Raw genomic sequence first — 13,184 nt, 5'->3', positions numbered from 1 at the left:
CAGGCCGGCGACAACATCGGCGCACTGGTTCGCGGTGTTAACCGTGACGGCGTCGAGCGTGGTCAGATCCTGTGCAAGCCGGGTTCGGTGAAGCCGCACAAGAAGTTCATGGCTGAAGCCTACATCCTGACGAAGGAAGAAGGCGGCCGTCATACGCCGTTCTTCACGAACTACCGTCCGCAGTTCTACTTCCGTACGACTGACGTGACCGGCATCGTGACGCTTCCGGAAGGCACGGAAATGGTTATGCCTGGCGACAACGTCACGGTTGCCGTTGAGCTGATCGTTCCGATCGCGATGGAAGAAAAGCTTCGCTTCGCCATCCGCGAAGGCGGCCGTACCGTCGGCGCTGGCATCGTTGCATCCATCGTCGAGTAATTCGAAGACGGCCACTCCATCCGAGTGGCCGATTCGATGACAATATTATGATGCAGGCGGCACTAGCCGCTTGCTTATGACATAGAAATGTTGCAAATGGCGCGCGAGCGCGATTTGCGCGCTGCTTCGGATGACGAAGTGGCCAATGAAATTAACAATAAGGTGGGCCGAAAGGCCTAAAGAGTGGATAGGGATGCCGTAGCCGGCGTCCCTCTCGATCTTTGAAACCGGTGGTCCGCCTTAGGAAACAGAACAAACCGTGCCTTTTCGAAAGGCACGCGAGATAACAAACACAAGGATAACGTCGAATGAACGGCCAAAATATCCGCATTCGCCTGAAGGCGTTCGATCACCGGATTCTCGATGCTTCCACGCGCGAGATCGTGTCGACGGCGAAGCGCACCGGTGCAAGCGTCCGGGGCCCCGTTCCGCTTCCGACTCGTATCGAGAAGTTTACGGTAAACCGGTCCCCGCACATCGACAAGAAGAGCCGCGAGCAGTTCGAGATGCGCACGCATAAGCGCCTCCTCGACATCGTTGACCCGACCCCGCAGACGGTAGACGCGCTGATGAAGCTCGATCTCGCCGCCGGTGTCGATGTTGAGATCAAGCTCTGAGACCTCCGGTCCTCGAGCTGAGTGAGAAGGATTGAACCGATGCGTTCAGGTGTGATTGCACAGAAGGTGGGAATGACCCGCGTCTATAACGACGCCGGCGAGCATGTCCCGGTTACCGTATTGCGTTTGGATGGCTGCCAGGTTGTAGCCCAGCGCACAGTTGAAAAGAATGGCTACACTGCAGTTCAGCTCGGTGCCGGCCAGGCTAAGGTTAAGAACACGACGAAGGCTCTTCGCGGCCATTTCGCCGTTGCAAGCGTAGAGCCGAAGGCCAAGCTCGCAGAATTCCGTGTCACGGAAGACAATCTGCTTGAAGTCGGCACCGAGCTCAACGCAGGTCACTTCACGGCGGGTCAGCTCGTCGACGTGACCGGCACGACGATCGGTAAGGGCTTTGCCGGCGCCATCAAGCGTCACGGCTTCGGCGGTCTGCGTGCCACGCACGGTGTGTCGGTTTCGCACCGCTCGCATGGTTCGACTGGTTCGCGCCAGGACCCGGGCAAGGTGTTCAAGAACAAGAAGATGGCTGGTCACATGGGCCAGACCCGCGTCACGACGCAGAACCTTGAAGTGGTATCGACCGACGAAGATCGTGGTCTGATCCTGGTCAAGGGTGCGGTTCCCGGCTCCAAGGGTGCCTGGATCATCGTGCGCGACGCCGTCAAGTCGGCAGCGAAGTAAGGGAGCCAAACCAATGGAATTCAACGTCAAGACCCTTGAGGGCAAAGACGCCGGGAAGGTTTCCCTTTCTGATGCGATTTTCGGCCTCGAGCCGCGTGAAGACATTCTCGCTCGCGTCGTTCGCTGGCAGCTTGCCAAGAAGCAGCAGGGCACGCATCAGGCAAAGGGCCGCGCGGACGTAGCGCGCACCGGCGCCAAGATGTACAAGCAGAAGGGTACGGGCCGCGCTCGTCACCATTCGGCTCGCGCTCCGCAGTTCCGCGGCGGTGGTAAGGCTCACGGCCCGGTCGCCCGCAGCCACGAGCATGATCTGCCGAAGAAGGTTCGCGCCCTCGGCCTGCGTCACGCTCTCTCGGCCAAGTTCAAGGCTGAAGACGTGATTGTTATCGACAATCTCGTCGCTACCGAAGCCAAGACCAAGGCACTCGCTGGCGCTTTCGAGACGCTCGGCCTGACGAACGCTCTGTTCATCGGCGGTGCTGAGCTCGACAGCAACTTCAAGCTCGCAGCCCAGAACATCCCGAATATCGATGTTCTGCCGGTTCAGGGCATCAACGTTTACGACATCCTGCGCCGCGGCAAGCTCGTGCTGTCCAAGGCTGCAGTTGAAGCTCTAGAGGAGCGATTCAAGTGACGGATCTTCGCCATTATGATGTGATCGTTTCTCCTGCGATCACCGAAAAGTCCACGCTGCTTTCGGACAATAACCAGGTTGTTTTCAACGTTGCTAAGACCGCGACGAAGCCGGAAATCAAGGCTGCCGTCGAAGCGCTCTTCGGCGTCAAGGTTACGGCCGTTAACACTCTGCTGCGCCTCGGCAAGACCAAGCGGTTCAAGGGTCTCGTCGGCAAGCAGAAGGACGTGAAGAAGGCTGTTGTGACGCTCGCCGAAGGCCAGTCGATCGACGTCTCCACCGGTCTCTGAGGAATAAGAAAATGGCATTGAAAACATTCAATCCGACGACCCCGAGCCAGCGTCAGCTGGTCATTGTCGATCGCTCCTCGCTCTACAAGGGCAAGCCGGTCAAGTCGCTGACCGAAGGCCTCACCTCCAAGGGTGGCCGTAACAACACTGGCCGCATCACCGTCCGTTTCCAGGGCGGTGGTCACAAGCGCAGCTATCGTCTGGTCGACTTCAAGCGTCGCAAGTTCGACGTCGAGGCAACCGTCGAGCGTATCGAATACGATCCGAACCGTACCGCTTACATCGCTCTGGTGAAGTACACGGACGGCGAACTGGCCTACATCATTGCTCCGCAGCGTCTTGCTTCGGGCGACAAGGTCATCGCTTCGGAAAAGGCAGTGGACGTGAAGCCGGGCAACACCATGCCGCTTCAGTTCATCCCAGTCGGCTCCATCATCCACAACGTGGAAATGAAGCCAGGCAAGGGTGGCCAGATCGCTCGCTCCGCCGGTTCCTATGCCCAGCTCGTCGGTCGTGACCAGGGCATGGCGATCCTTCGCCTGAACTCGGGCGAACAGCGCCTCGTGCACGGCACCTGCCTCGCAACGATCGGTGCGGTTTCGAACCCGGATCACGGCAACATCAACGACGGTAAGGCCGGTCGTTCGCGTTGGCGTGGCAAGAAGCCGCATAACCGCGGCGTTGTCATGAACCCGGTCGACCATCCGCACGGCGGTGGTGAAGGCCGCACCTCCGGTGGTCGCCATCCGGTGACCCCGTGGGGCAAGCCGACCAAGGGCAAGCGTACGCGGTCGAACAAGTCGACCGACAAGATGATTATGCGCTCGCGCCATCAGCGCAAGAAGTAAGAGAGGAAGTCTCAAGTGGCTCGTTCAGTATGGAAAGGTCCGTTTGTTGACGGCTATCTTCTCAAGAAGGCTGAGAAGGTGCGTGAAGGCGGACGTAACGAAATAATCAAGATGTGGAGCCGTCGCTCCACCATCATGCCGCAGTTCGTTGGTCTCACCTTCGGTGTCTACAACGGCAGCAAGCACATTCCGGTCAGCGTCAATGAAGACATGGTCGGACACAAGTTCGGCGAGTTCGCCCCGACCCGTACCTATTATGGTCACGGTGCGGACAAGAAGGCGAAGAGGAAGTAACAATGGGCAAGGCAAAAACCGAACGCCGGCTGAAGGACAATGAAGCGCAGGCAGTTGCGCGCACGCTCCGTGTCAGCCCGCAGAAGCTCAACCTGGTCGCGGCTTCGATCCGCGGCAAGAAGGTTGATCGCGCGCTCGCAGAGCTGGAATTCTCGCGCAAGCGCATCGCAGGAGCCGTCAAGAAGACGCTCGAATCTGCGATCGCCAATGCAGAGAACAACCACGATCTCGACGTTGACTCGCTGGTCGTAGCGGAAGCTTACGTCGGCAAGTCGATCGTCATGAAGCGTTTTCACGCTCGTGGCCGTGGCCGCGCATCTCGCATCGAGCGTCCGTTCGCACACCTGACGATCGTCGTTCGTGAAGTGGAAGCTCAAGAGGAGGCCGCATAATGGGTCAGAAAATCAATCCAATCGGCTTTCGTCTTGGCATCAACCGCACTTGGGATAGCCGCTGGTTTGCGGACAATGCCGAGTACGGTCAGCTCCTCCACGAAGACCTGAAGATGCGCAAGTTCGTTATGAACGAACTGAAGCAGGCTGGTATCTCCAAGGTGGTCATCGAGCGTCCGCACAAGAAGTGCCGCGTCACGATCCACTCGGCTCGTCCGGGCCTGATCATCGGCAAGAAGGGCGCTGACATCGACAAGCTCCGCAAGAAGCTGTCGGACATGACGAATTCCGAAACGCACCTCAACATCGTTGAAGTTCGCAAGCCGGAAATCGACGCGACGCTGGTTGCCCAGTCGATCGCTCAGCAGCTGGAACGCCGTGTTGCTTTCCGTCGCGCCATGAAGCGCGCCGTTCAGTCCGCGATGCGTCTTGGCGCCGAAGGCATCAAGATCACCTGCGCCGGCCGTCTCGGCGGTGCTGAAATCGCTCGTACGGAATGGTACCGCGAAGGTCGCGTGCCGCTGCACACGCTGCGCGCCGACATCGACTACGGTACGGCTGAAGCAGAAACCGCTTTCGGTATCTGCGGCATCAAGGTCTGGATCTTCAAGGGCGAAATCCTTGAGCACGATCCGATGGCCTCCGAACGCCGCGCGCTCGAAGGCGACGCCCAGGGTCCGGCTAGCCGCGATCGCGATAGAGACCGTCGCCGCGACAACGCTTAATAGCGTACGTGGCAGATAAGTTCGGAGAATAAGAAAATGTTGCAGCCAAAGCGTACGAAGTACCGCAAGCAATTCAAGGGCCGCATCAAGGGCGTTGCCAAGGGTGGTTCTGATCTGGCGTTCGGCGAATTCGGCCTGAAGTCGCAGGAGCCCAACCGCGTCAACGCTCGCGAGATCGAAGCGGCTCGCCGCGCGATCACGCGCTATATGAAGCGCGCCGGCCGTGTATGGATCCGCGTGTTCCCGGATGTTCCGGTAACCGCAAAGCCGACCGAAGTCCGTATGGGTAAAGGTAAGGGCTCTGTCGAATACTGGGCATGCAAGGTCAAGCCCGGCCGTATGATGTTCGAGATCGACGGTGTGAGCGAAGAAATCGCTCGTGAGGCTCTGCGCCTCGGCGCTGCCAAGCTCTCGGTCAAGACGCGCTTCGTTCAGCGCATTGCAGAGTAAGGAAGAAGCTCATGAAAGCCGCAGATGTTCGCGCCCTGAGCGCCGACCAACTCAAGGACGAGCTTGCCAAGCTGAAGAAGGAGCAGTTCAACCTGCGCTTTCAGAAGGCGACCGGCCAGCTCGAGAAGTCCTCGCGCATCAACGAAGTCCGCAAGGACATCGCTCGCGTAAAAACCATTGCCCGCCAGAAGGCGGCAGAAGCAAAGGCCTAAAGGAAAAATAACATGCCGAAGCGCATTCTGCAGGGCGTCGTGGTCAGCGACAAGAACGAGAAGACGGTAGTTGTCCGCGTTGAGCGTCGTTTCGCTCACCCGCTGCTCCAGAAGACCGTTCGTCGTTCCAAGAAGTACAAGGCTCACGACGAAAACAATCAGTACAAGACCGGCGACGTCGTTTCCATCGAGGAATGCGCGCCGATCTCCAAGGACAAGACCTGGACGGTCATTTCCGCCCAGTCCAAGTAACAGAATTTCGCTCAGGCCCTTGCGCTTGGGCGAAATATCTGTATGAAGCACGAGCTTGGAAGCAGGACGCTCGAGAACGGGCGTTCTTTTGCTTTATTGATGGCCGGCAGAGACGACCCTTATGGTCGCGAAGCCAGGCATAATCAGACAAGACACTAGTCCATAAGCCGGGGTAGGGGGTCTATTGGCCCAACCATTCCGGTAACAACAAGAAGGCGACCTGACATGATTCAGATGCAAACAAACCTCGACGTGGCGGATAATTCCGGCGCACGTCGTGTCATGTGCATCAAGGTGCTGGGCGGCTCGAAGCGCAAGTATGCCTCGATCGGCGACGTTATCGTCGTTTCGATCAAGGAAGCTATTCCGCGCGGCCGTGTGAAGAAGGGTGACGTGATGAAGGCGGTCGTCGTTCGTACCGCCAAGGACATCCGTCGTCCGGATGGCAGCGTCATCCGCTTCGATACCAACGCAGCAGTCCTCATCGACAACAAGAAAGAGCCGATCGGCACCCGCATCTTCGGACCGGTTCCGCGCGAACTTCGCGCCAAGAACCACATGAAGATCATCTCGCTGGCTCCAGAAGTACTGTAAGGAGCGGAGCGATGCAGAAGATCCGTAAAGGCGACAAGGTTGTCGTATTGACCGGTAAGGACAAGGGCCGTACCGGCGAAGTCATTCAAGTGCTGCCGAAGGAAGACCGTGCGGTCGTTCGTGGCGTCAACGTCATCAAGCGCCATCAGCGCCAGACGCAGAACCAGGAAGCCGGCATCATCAGCAAGGAAGCCTCGCTTCACCTGTCCAACCTGGCAATCGTCGACAAGGACGGCAAGCCGACCCGCGTCGGTTTCAAGGTTGTAGATGGCAAGAAGGTCCGCGTGGCGAAGACCTCGGGAGAAGTGATCGATGGCTGAGGTAAAGTACGAGCCGCGGCTCAAGAAAGAATACGTTGCTCGCATCCGTGCAGCCATGCAGGAGAAGTTCTCCTACGCTAACGAGATGCAGATCCCGAAGCTGGACAAGATCGTGATCAACATGGGCGTTGGCGAAGCGACGGCTGATTCGAAGAAGCCGACCGTTGCTGCTGCCGACCTGGCGGCCATCGCTGGCCAGAAGCCGGTCATCACCCGCGCACGCAACTCCATCGCTGGCTTCAAGGTCCGCGAAAATATGCCGATCGGCGCGAAGGTTACCCTGCGCGGCGCCCGCATGTATGAGTTCCTGGATCGTCTGGTCAACATCGCGCTTCCGCGCGTTCGCGACTTCCGCGGCCTGAACCCGAAGAGCTTTGACGGTCGTGGCAATTTTGCCATGGGCATCAAGGAGCACATTGTGTTCCCTGAGATCAACTACGACAAGGTTGATCAGATGTGGGGCATGGACATCATCGTTTGCACGACGGCGACGACCGACGACGAAGCACGGGCTCTTCTGACAGAGTTCAACTTCCCGTTCCGTCAATAACCGTAACGACGAGCGTAGAAAAGGAACCCTGATATGGCGAAGACAAGCGCAGTTGAAAAGAACAAGCGCCGCCGCAATACGGTTGCCAACCAGGCCGCGAAGCGGGCTGCACTCAAGGCAATCATCATGAACCAGTCTCTCTCGATCGAAGACCGGTTCAAGGCCACTCTGAAGCTGGCATCGCTGCCGCGCGATGGATCGAAGACCCGTATTCGCAATCGTTGCGAAGTGTCTGGCCGTCCGCGCGCCTACTACCGCAAACTGCGCATGTCGCGTATCGCGCTGCGTGAACTCGGCAATCTCGGCAAGGTGCCGGGCATCGTCAAGTCCAGCTGGTAAGGAGCAGATTAGATGTCTATGACTGATCCTTTGGGCGATATGCTCACCCGCATCCGCAATGGCGCTTCGCGCCGCAAGTCGTCGGTTTCGACGCCTGCGTCCAAGCTCCGTGCACGCGTTCTCGATGTACTCCAGGCTGAAGGCTACATCCGTGGCTATTCCGTCGTCGATTTCGGCAACGGCAAGTCTGAGCTCAACATCGAACTCAAGTACTACGAAGGCGCATCGGTGATCCGTGAGATCGGCCGCGTGTCTAAGCCGGGCCGCCGGGTTTATGTCTCGGTCAAGTCCATTCCGCAGGTCGCGAACGGCCTCGGCATCACCATCCTTTCGACTCCGAAGGGTGTGATGGCCGATCACCAGGCTCGCGAACAGAATGTTGGTGGCGAGGTTCTCTGCTCGGTCTTCTAAGATCGAACAGACATCTCCTTCGAAACAGACAGGTTTGAAAAATGTCTCGTATCGGTAAGAAGCCCGTTCAGGTACCTGCAGGGATCACGGCCACGGTTGATGGCCAAAAAGTGACCGCTAAGGGCCCCAAGGGCGAGCTGTTTTTCGTCGCTAACGACGAAATCGGTCTCAAGCTGGAAAACAATGCAATCGTCGTGACGCCGCTCAACGACTCCAAGGATGCTCGCGCAAAGTGGGGCATGTCCCGCACGATGATCGAGAACATCCTCAAGGGTGTTAAGGACGGCTACGAGCGCAAGCTCGAAATCAACGGCGTCGGCTACCGTGCCTCCATGCAGGGCAAGAACCTGCAGCTCGCGCTCGGCTTCAGCCACGACGTGGTTTATGAGCCGCCGCAGGGCATCTCGATCGCTGTGCCGAAGCCGACGGAAATCGTCGTCACCGGCATCAACAAGCAGCAGGTCGGCCAGGTTGCCGCTGAAATCCGCGAATACCGCGGCCCCGAGCCCTACAAGGGCAAGGGTGTTAAGTATGCCGAAGAGCGGATCATCCGCAAAGAAGGCAAGAAGAAGTAAGGATCACGCGAAATGGCTAGCAGGAAAGAAGCACTTGCGCGTCGCGCCAACCGCGTGCGCCGCCAAATCAAGTCGGTGGCCAATGGCCGTCCGCGCCTGTCGGTTCATCGCTCGTCGAAGAACATCTACGCCCAGGTCATCGATGACGTGGCTGGCAAGACCCTCGCGGCTGCCTCCACCCTCGACAAGGATCTGCGCGGTTCTCTGAAGACCGGTGCCGATACCGCAGCCGCAGCCCTCGTTGGCAAGCTCGTTGCAGAGCGCGCCTCCAAGGCCGGCGTGAAGGAAGTCGTGTTCGATCGCGGCGCTTTCATCTACCACGGCCGTATCAAGGCTTTGGCTGAAGCAGCCCGCGAAGGCGGCCTGACCTTCTAATCAGATTTCCGGCCGGCGATCCCAGGATGCCGGCCGGATATTCACCGGACCGCAGGTTTCCCGCAAGGGAAGGCATGCGGTCTTCGTTTTGTTTGCCGATTGCACCCGGAAAAGAAAAAGGAAGAGGACAATGGCACAGGAAAAGAGGGCTCCGCGGGAAGACCGTCAGAGCCGTGAAGAGCGCGATAGCGAATTCGTTGACAAGCTGGTCGCGATTAACCGCGTCGCCAAGGTTGTTAAGGGTGGCCGTCGCTTCGGCTTCGCCGCTCTCGTCGTCGTCGGCGACCAGAAGGGCCGCGTAGGCTTCGGCCATGGCAAGGCACGCGAAGTGCCGGAAGCTATCCGCAAGGCAACCGAAAGCGCCAAGCGCGACATGATCTTCGTACCGCTGCGCGACGGCCGTACGCTGCATCACGACGTTCATGGCCGTCATGGCGCCGGCAAGGTTCTGCTGCGCTCGGCCAAGGTCGGTACCGGTATCATCGCCGGTGGCCCGATGCGCGCCGTTTTCGAAACGCTCGGCGTTCATGACGTCGTTGCCAAGTCGACCGGTTCGTCGAACCCGTACAACATGGTTCGCGCCACGTTCGACGCCCTGAAGCACCAGGTTCACCCGAAGGACATCGCAGCTCAGCGCGGCATCAAGTATGCCACCCTGCAGGCTCGCCGCGCCGCTTCGGGCAACGCCTCCGAAGAATAAGGGAGTTTGACCTATGGCCAAGACGACCAAGAAGGCTGAAGCTAAGGCGACCGTTACGGTCGAGCAGATTGGCAGCCCGATCCGCCGTCCGGATGTTCAGCAGAAGACGCTGATCGGTCTCGGACTGAACAAGATGCACCGTCGCCGCACGCTGGAAGATACTCCGGCTGTTCGTGGCATGATCCGTGCTGTCCAGCATCTCGTTCGCGTTGTCGACGAGAAGTGAGCCGGAGGTAATTCGCTATGAAACTGAATGAAATCAAGGATAACGAAGGCTCGACCCACAGCCGCAAGCGCCTCGGCCGCGGCATCGGCTCCGGCTCCGGTAAGACCGGTGGCCGTGGTGTGAAGGGTCAGAAGTCCCGTTCGGGCGTTGCGATCAACGGCTTCGAAGGCGGTCAGATGCCCATCTACCGTCGTCTGCCGAAGCGCGGCTTCAACAACATCTTCGCATCCGACTACGTCGTCGTATCGCTGGCACGCATCCAGGCTGCCGTCGATGCCGGCAAGCTCGATGCCAAGAACACCGTTGATGCAGCGGCTCTCAAGGCTGCCGGCGTTATTCGCCGCGTCAAGGACGGCGTTCGCGTTCTCTCGGACGGTGAACTGAAGGCGAAGCTTGCGCTTGAAGTTGCAGGCGCTTCCAAGTCTGCAGTCGAGAAGATCGAAAAGGCTGGCGGCTCCGTTAAGCTGCTCGCTGCTGCCGCAGAATAATATTATCAATAATCGCCCGAAGTGACTTCACTTCGGGCGATTTTGCTCCCATATGTGAGCCTCACGAATCTGATCGATGCGGCAAGTGTCTTTCCGATCGATAACGGGAACCAAGGGTGAGGCGCCCGATTGCTGCGCAATCCGTCCGAAGCCCGGCTTTTGAACAATTTACAGACCGATTCCGGACTCGGCCGACTATGCCGGAATTGGTGATGCGGAGATTTGCATGGCTTCTGCAGCGGAACAATTGGCGTCCAACCTCAATTTTTCGACCTTTGCCAAAGCCGAGGATCTCAAGAAGCGCCTATGGTTTACGCTCGGCGCTCTCCTCGTCTACCGGCTCGGCACCCACATTCCGCTTCCTGGCCTCAATCCTGCCGCTTACGCCCAGGCTTTCCAGAATCAGTCGGGCGGCATTCTCGGCCTCTTCAACATGTTCTCGGGCGGCGCTGTGCAGCGCATGGCGATCTTCGCGCTCGGCATCATGCCCTACATTTCCGCCTCGATCATCGTTCAGCTGATGACGTCGGTCGTCCCGTCGCTCGAAAACCTGAAGAAGGAAGGCGAGCAGGGCCGTAAGATCATCAACCAGTATACCCGCTACGGCACGGTGCTGCTCGGCGCATTGCAGGCTTATGGCATTGCGATCGGTCTGGAGCACGGCAACGGCGTGGTCGTAGATCCCGGCTGGTTCTTCCGCATTTCCACCGTCATCACGCTGCTCGGCGGCACAATGTTCCTGATGTGGCTTGGCGAGCAGGTGACGTCGCGCGGTATCGGCAACGGCATCTCGCTGATCATTTTCGCGGGTATCGCTGCAGGTCTTCCGACCGCGCTTGCCGGTACGCTCGAACTCGGCCGCACCGGCGCGCTTTCCACGCCGCTCATTCTCGCCGTGCTGATCGTCGCCATTCTGGTCATCGCACTCATCGTCTTCGTCGAGCGCGCGCAGCGTCGCCTTCTGATCCAGTATCCGAAGCGCCAGGTCGGCACGCGCATGTTCCAGGGCGATACGTCGCACCTGCCGCTGAAGCTCAACACTTCGGGCGTCATCCCGGCGATCTTCGCGTCGTCGCTGCTGCTGCTGCCGGCAACCGTTGCAGGCCTCGGCAACAACACCGCGCTCCCGACCTGGGTTACCTCGATCGTTGCGGCACTCGGCCACGGCCAGCCGGTCTATATGGTGCTTTACGGCGCCCTGATCGCTTTCTTCGCCTTCTTCTACACGGCTCTCGTCTTCAATCCGAAGGACACGGCCGACAATCTGAAGAAGCACGGCGGCTTCATTCCGGGTATCCGTCCGGGTGAGCGCACTGCCGAATATATCGATTACGTGCTGACCCGCATCACGGTCATCGGCGCGATCTATCTTGTCTTCGTCTGCATCCTGCCCGAAATTCTCGTATCCCAGACCGGTATTCCCTTGTCTCTGGGTGGCACTTCGCTTCTGATCGTGGTTAGCGTAACGCTGGATACGGTGGCGCAGATTCAGGGTCACCTGATCGCACAGCAATATGAAGGCCTGATCAAGAAATCGAAGTTGCGTGGAGGAAAGAGGGGGCGATGAGACTCATACTTTTAGGGCCGCCGGGAGCAGGTAAGGGGACCCAGGCCCAGCGCATCGTGGAAAAGCACGGCATTCCGCAGCTTTCCACAGGCGATATGTTGCGCGCGGCCGTTCAGGCCGGCACGGAAGTCGGCAAGCGCGCCAAGGCTGTCATGGACGCCGGCAAGCTTGTTTCGGATGAGATCGTGAATGCGATCGTTTCCGAGCGCATCGATCAACCGGATTGCGTCAGGGGCTTCATCCTCGACGGCTTTCCGCGCACCTTGGTGCAGGCCGATGCCACCGAAAAAATGCTCGATGCGAAGGGCCTCGAACTCTCCGTTGTGATTGAGTTGAAGGTCGATGATGCCGAACTGATTCGCCGCGTCTCCGGCCGCTATTCCTGCTCGAACTGCGGCAGCGTCTATCACGACACTGACAAGGTTCCTGCAAATGCCGGTGTCTGCGATAAATGCGGCTCGACCCATTTCAAGCGCCGCCCTGACGATAATGCTGAAACCATGGCGACTCGCCTCCAAGTCTACTACAAGGAGACGTCGCCGCTGATCGGTTACTACTATGCTAAGGGTAAGTTGCAGAGCATCGATGGCATGGCCGATATCGAGCATGTGACCGAAAGCATAGAGGCTATCCTGGCTAAGCTCTAGATAGCCTAAAATAAACTTGCCGGAGCGGTTGCTTTTTCGCGCTGATTCCGCTAAACACCGCGCCAACTCGCGACATGCTATGCGATCGGCGCGGATTTCCAACGGGAAGTCCGAGCACGGTCGTTTTGACATGTGGCGGACACACATCGAACAAGCAGCTCCCGGGCTGCATAACAAGACCCTTTGCCAAGGCAAAAGGAATGCAAGGAGAACAGGCGTGGCTCGTATCGCTGGCGTCAACATCCCGACTGCAAAGCGCGTAGTTATTGCGCTTCGTTACATTCACGGGATCGGACCGAAGTTTGCACAGGAAATCTGCGAGAAGGTTGGTATTCCGGCCGAGCGTCGCGTCAACCAGTTGACGGATGCTGAAGTTCTGCAGATCCGCGAAACCATCGACCGTGACTATCAGGTCGAAGGTGATCTGCGTCGCGAAACCGCGATGAACATCAAGCGTCTCATGGACCTGGGTTCCTACCGTGGTCTGCGTCATCGCCGCGGCCTGCCGGTTCGTGGTCAGCGCACGCACACCAATGCCCGCACCCGCAAGGGCCCGGCAAAGGCGATCGCTGGTAAGAAGAAGTAATTTCCGGGCAACCGGATTTGGGAGGCTGGCGGT

24 protein-coding genes and 1 pseudogene are annotated in these 13,184 nt (G+C 58.7%); all 25 read left to right on the top strand.

The window, feature by feature from the left end; genetic code table 11:
- Window positions 1-378: pseudogene (tuf, locus tag FHT85_RS24785) on the top strand (elongation factor Tu); the annotation flags it as partial.
- 308 nt (window positions 379-686) lie between these two features.
- Window positions 687-995: a 30S ribosomal protein S10 gene (rpsJ, locus tag FHT85_RS24780; protein ID WP_003547547.1), complete on the top strand. Its 309-nt coding sequence runs from the start codon at window positions 687-689 to the stop codon at window positions 993-995.
- Window positions 996-1,034: 39 nt separating this feature from the next.
- Window positions 1,035-1,676 carry a 50S ribosomal protein L3 gene (gene rplC, locus FHT85_RS24775; protein ID WP_015339598.1) on the top strand — a complete coding sequence of 214 codons (642 nt, stop codon included), beginning with the start codon at window positions 1,035-1,037 and terminating at the stop codon, window positions 1,674-1,676.
- Window positions 1,677-1,689: 13 nt separating this feature from the next.
- A complete protein-coding gene (gene rplD, locus FHT85_RS24770) occupies window positions 1,690-2,310 on the top strand; it encodes a 50S ribosomal protein L4 (protein WP_015339599.1) in 621 nt (206 codons plus the stop codon).
- Window positions 2,307-2,600, top strand: coding sequence for a 50S ribosomal protein L23 (locus FHT85_RS24765; RefSeq protein WP_015339600.1), 294 nt, complete (start codon window positions 2,307-2,309; stop codon window positions 2,598-2,600). The genes rplD and FHT85_RS24765 overlap by 4 nt, the downstream gene beginning before the upstream one ends.
- 11 nt (window positions 2,601-2,611) lie before the next feature.
- On the top strand, window positions 2,612-3,448 hold the full coding sequence (gene rplB, locus FHT85_RS24760) for a 50S ribosomal protein L2 (RefSeq protein ID WP_015339601.1): 837 nt from the start codon (window positions 2,612-2,614) through the stop codon (window positions 3,446-3,448).
- Between the two features lie 15 nt (window positions 3,449-3,463).
- Window positions 3,464-3,742: a 30S ribosomal protein S19 gene (gene rpsS / locus FHT85_RS24755; protein WP_015339602.1), complete on the top strand. Its 279-nt coding sequence runs from the start codon at window positions 3,464-3,466 to the stop codon at window positions 3,740-3,742.
- Between the two features lie 2 nt (window positions 3,743-3,744).
- Window positions 3,745-4,134 carry a 50S ribosomal protein L22 gene (gene rplV / locus FHT85_RS24750; RefSeq protein WP_015339603.1) on the top strand — a complete coding sequence of 130 codons (390 nt, stop codon included), beginning with the start codon at window positions 3,745-3,747 and terminating at the stop codon, window positions 4,132-4,134.
- Complete coding sequence (gene rpsC / locus FHT85_RS24745; protein ID WP_004118393.1) at window positions 4,134-4,859, top strand: 30S ribosomal protein S3; 726 nt, start codon at window positions 4,134-4,136, stop codon at window positions 4,857-4,859. The genes rplV and rpsC overlap by 1 nt, the downstream gene beginning before the upstream one ends.
- Before the next feature lie 36 nt (window positions 4,860-4,895).
- Entirely contained in the window at window positions 4,896-5,309 is a 414-nt protein-coding gene (gene rplP, locus FHT85_RS24740) for a 50S ribosomal protein L16 (protein WP_004118395.1), read from the top strand.
- 11 nt (window positions 5,310-5,320) lie between these two features.
- The gene (rpmC, locus tag FHT85_RS24735) at window positions 5,321-5,521 is read left to right on the top strand and encodes a 50S ribosomal protein L29 (protein WP_007690763.1); all 201 of its coding nucleotides are present in this window, start codon (window positions 5,321-5,323) and stop codon (window positions 5,519-5,521) included.
- Between the two features lie 12 nt (window positions 5,522-5,533).
- Complete coding sequence (rpsQ, locus tag FHT85_RS24730; protein WP_015339604.1) at window positions 5,534-5,773, top strand: 30S ribosomal protein S17; 240 nt, start codon at window positions 5,534-5,536, stop codon at window positions 5,771-5,773.
- Between the two features lie 225 nt (window positions 5,774-5,998).
- Window positions 5,999-6,367 (top strand): 50S ribosomal protein L14, encoded by a 369-nt coding sequence (rplN, locus tag FHT85_RS24725; protein ID WP_003573790.1) that lies wholly within the window; start codon window positions 5,999-6,001, stop codon window positions 6,365-6,367.
- Between the two features lie 11 nt (window positions 6,368-6,378).
- Window positions 6,379-6,687 (top strand): 50S ribosomal protein L24, encoded by a 309-nt coding sequence (gene rplX, locus FHT85_RS24720; protein ID WP_015339605.1) that lies wholly within the window; start codon window positions 6,379-6,381, stop codon window positions 6,685-6,687.
- Window positions 6,680-7,237, top strand: coding sequence for a 50S ribosomal protein L5 (rplE, locus tag FHT85_RS24715; RefSeq protein WP_015339606.1), 558 nt, complete (start codon window positions 6,680-6,682; stop codon window positions 7,235-7,237). The genes rplX and rplE overlap by 8 nt, the downstream gene beginning before the upstream one ends.
- 33 nt (window positions 7,238-7,270) lie before the next feature.
- Window positions 7,271-7,576 (top strand): 30S ribosomal protein S14, encoded by a 306-nt coding sequence (gene rpsN / locus FHT85_RS24710; protein WP_004118406.1) that lies wholly within the window; start codon window positions 7,271-7,273, stop codon window positions 7,574-7,576.
- A gap of 12 nt (window positions 7,577-7,588) precedes the next feature.
- Window positions 7,589-7,987: a 30S ribosomal protein S8 gene (gene rpsH, locus FHT85_RS24705; protein ID WP_015339607.1), complete on the top strand. Its 399-nt coding sequence runs from the start codon at window positions 7,589-7,591 to the stop codon at window positions 7,985-7,987.
- 41 nt (window positions 7,988-8,028) lie between these two features.
- Window positions 8,029-8,562 (top strand): 50S ribosomal protein L6, encoded by a 534-nt coding sequence (gene rplF / locus FHT85_RS24700; RefSeq protein ID WP_015339608.1) that lies wholly within the window; start codon window positions 8,029-8,031, stop codon window positions 8,560-8,562.
- 12 nt (window positions 8,563-8,574) lie between these two features.
- Entirely contained in the window at window positions 8,575-8,937 is a 363-nt protein-coding gene (rplR, locus tag FHT85_RS24695; protein WP_004118412.1) for a 50S ribosomal protein L18, read from the top strand.
- Between the two features lie 130 nt (window positions 8,938-9,067).
- On the top strand, window positions 9,068-9,637 hold the full coding sequence (gene rpsE, locus FHT85_RS24690; protein ID WP_004118414.1) for a 30S ribosomal protein S5: 570 nt from the start codon (window positions 9,068-9,070) through the stop codon (window positions 9,635-9,637).
- Window positions 9,638-9,650: 13 nt separating this feature from the next.
- Window positions 9,651-9,863, top strand: a complete 213-nt coding sequence (gene rpmD, locus FHT85_RS24685; RefSeq protein WP_007690786.1) for a 50S ribosomal protein L30 — start codon at window positions 9,651-9,653, stop codon at window positions 9,861-9,863.
- 17 nt (window positions 9,864-9,880) lie between these two features.
- The gene (rplO, locus tag FHT85_RS24680; RefSeq protein WP_095434669.1) at window positions 9,881-10,351 is read left to right on the top strand and encodes a 50S ribosomal protein L15; all 471 of its coding nucleotides are present in this window, start codon (window positions 9,881-9,883) and stop codon (window positions 10,349-10,351) included.
- Window positions 10,352-10,577: 226 nt separating this feature from the next.
- A complete protein-coding gene (gene secY, locus FHT85_RS24675) occupies window positions 10,578-11,918 on the top strand; it encodes a preprotein translocase subunit SecY (RefSeq protein ID WP_015339610.1) in 1,341 nt (446 codons plus the stop codon).
- The gene (locus FHT85_RS24670) at window positions 11,915-12,565 is read left to right on the top strand and encodes an adenylate kinase (protein ID WP_112412017.1); all 651 of its coding nucleotides are present in this window, start codon (window positions 11,915-11,917) and stop codon (window positions 12,563-12,565) included. Before secY ends, FHT85_RS24670 begins: the two co-directional genes overlap by 4 nt.
- A 217-nt stretch (window positions 12,566-12,782) precedes the next feature.
- Complete coding sequence (rpsM, locus tag FHT85_RS24665) at window positions 12,783-13,151, top strand: 30S ribosomal protein S13 (protein WP_004118424.1); 369 nt, start codon at window positions 12,783-12,785, stop codon at window positions 13,149-13,151.
- The last annotated feature ends 33 nt before the right edge of the window (window positions 13,152-13,184 follow it).

Source organism: Rhizobium sp. BK312 (genome assembly GCF_014193605.1).
Classification (GTDB): Bacteria; Pseudomonadota; Alphaproteobacteria; order Rhizobiales; family Rhizobiaceae; genus Rhizobium.
This window is presented reverse-complemented; position numbering and strand designations above follow the sequence as displayed.

What these genes read in the sequence shown, in the direction of transcription:
- rpsJ (WP_003547547.1), top strand. Translation starts at nt 687, where the DNA reads ATGAACGGCCAAAATATCCGCATTCGCCTGAAGGCGTTCGATCACCGG.
- rplC (WP_015339598.1), top strand. Translation starts at nt 1,035, where the DNA reads ATGCGTTCAGGTGTGATTGCACAGAAGGTGGGAATGACCCGCGTCTAT.
- rplD (WP_015339599.1), top strand. Translation starts at nt 1,690, where the DNA reads ATGGAATTCAACGTCAAGACCCTTGAGGGCAAAGACGCCGGGAAGGTT.
- rplB (WP_015339601.1), top strand. Translation starts at nt 2,612, where the DNA reads ATGGCATTGAAAACATTCAATCCGACGACCCCGAGCCAGCGTCAGCTG.
- rplV (WP_015339603.1), top strand. Translation starts at nt 3,745, where the DNA reads ATGGGCAAGGCAAAAACCGAACGCCGGCTGAAGGACAATGAAGCGCAG.
- rpsC (WP_004118393.1), top strand. Translation starts at nt 4,134, where the DNA reads ATGGGTCAGAAAATCAATCCAATCGGCTTTCGTCTTGGCATCAACCGC.
- rplP (WP_004118395.1), top strand. Translation starts at nt 4,896, where the DNA reads ATGTTGCAGCCAAAGCGTACGAAGTACCGCAAGCAATTCAAGGGCCGC.
- rpmC (WP_007690763.1), top strand. Translation starts at nt 5,321, where the DNA reads ATGAAAGCCGCAGATGTTCGCGCCCTGAGCGCCGACCAACTCAAGGAC.
- rpsQ (WP_015339604.1), top strand. Translation starts at nt 5,534, where the DNA reads ATGCCGAAGCGCATTCTGCAGGGCGTCGTGGTCAGCGACAAGAACGAG.
- rplN (WP_003573790.1), top strand. Translation starts at nt 5,999, where the DNA reads ATGATTCAGATGCAAACAAACCTCGACGTGGCGGATAATTCCGGCGCA.
- rplX (WP_015339605.1), top strand. Translation starts at nt 6,379, where the DNA reads ATGCAGAAGATCCGTAAAGGCGACAAGGTTGTCGTATTGACCGGTAAG.
- rplE (WP_015339606.1), top strand. Translation starts at nt 6,680, where the DNA reads ATGGCTGAGGTAAAGTACGAGCCGCGGCTCAAGAAAGAATACGTTGCT.
- rpsN (WP_004118406.1), top strand. Translation starts at nt 7,271, where the DNA reads ATGGCGAAGACAAGCGCAGTTGAAAAGAACAAGCGCCGCCGCAATACG.
- rpsH (WP_015339607.1), top strand. Translation starts at nt 7,589, where the DNA reads ATGTCTATGACTGATCCTTTGGGCGATATGCTCACCCGCATCCGCAAT.
- rplF (WP_015339608.1), top strand. Translation starts at nt 8,029, where the DNA reads ATGTCTCGTATCGGTAAGAAGCCCGTTCAGGTACCTGCAGGGATCACG.
- rplR (WP_004118412.1), top strand. Translation starts at nt 8,575, where the DNA reads ATGGCTAGCAGGAAAGAAGCACTTGCGCGTCGCGCCAACCGCGTGCGC.
- rpsE (WP_004118414.1), top strand. Translation starts at nt 9,068, where the DNA reads ATGGCACAGGAAAAGAGGGCTCCGCGGGAAGACCGTCAGAGCCGTGAA.
- rpmD (WP_007690786.1), top strand. Translation starts at nt 9,651, where the DNA reads ATGGCCAAGACGACCAAGAAGGCTGAAGCTAAGGCGACCGTTACGGTC.
- rplO (WP_095434669.1), top strand. Translation starts at nt 9,881, where the DNA reads ATGAAACTGAATGAAATCAAGGATAACGAAGGCTCGACCCACAGCCGC.
- secY (WP_015339610.1), top strand. Translation starts at nt 10,578, where the DNA reads ATGGCTTCTGCAGCGGAACAATTGGCGTCCAACCTCAATTTTTCGACC.
- FHT85_RS24670 (WP_112412017.1), top strand. Translation starts at nt 11,915, where the DNA reads ATGAGACTCATACTTTTAGGGCCGCCGGGAGCAGGTAAGGGGACCCAG.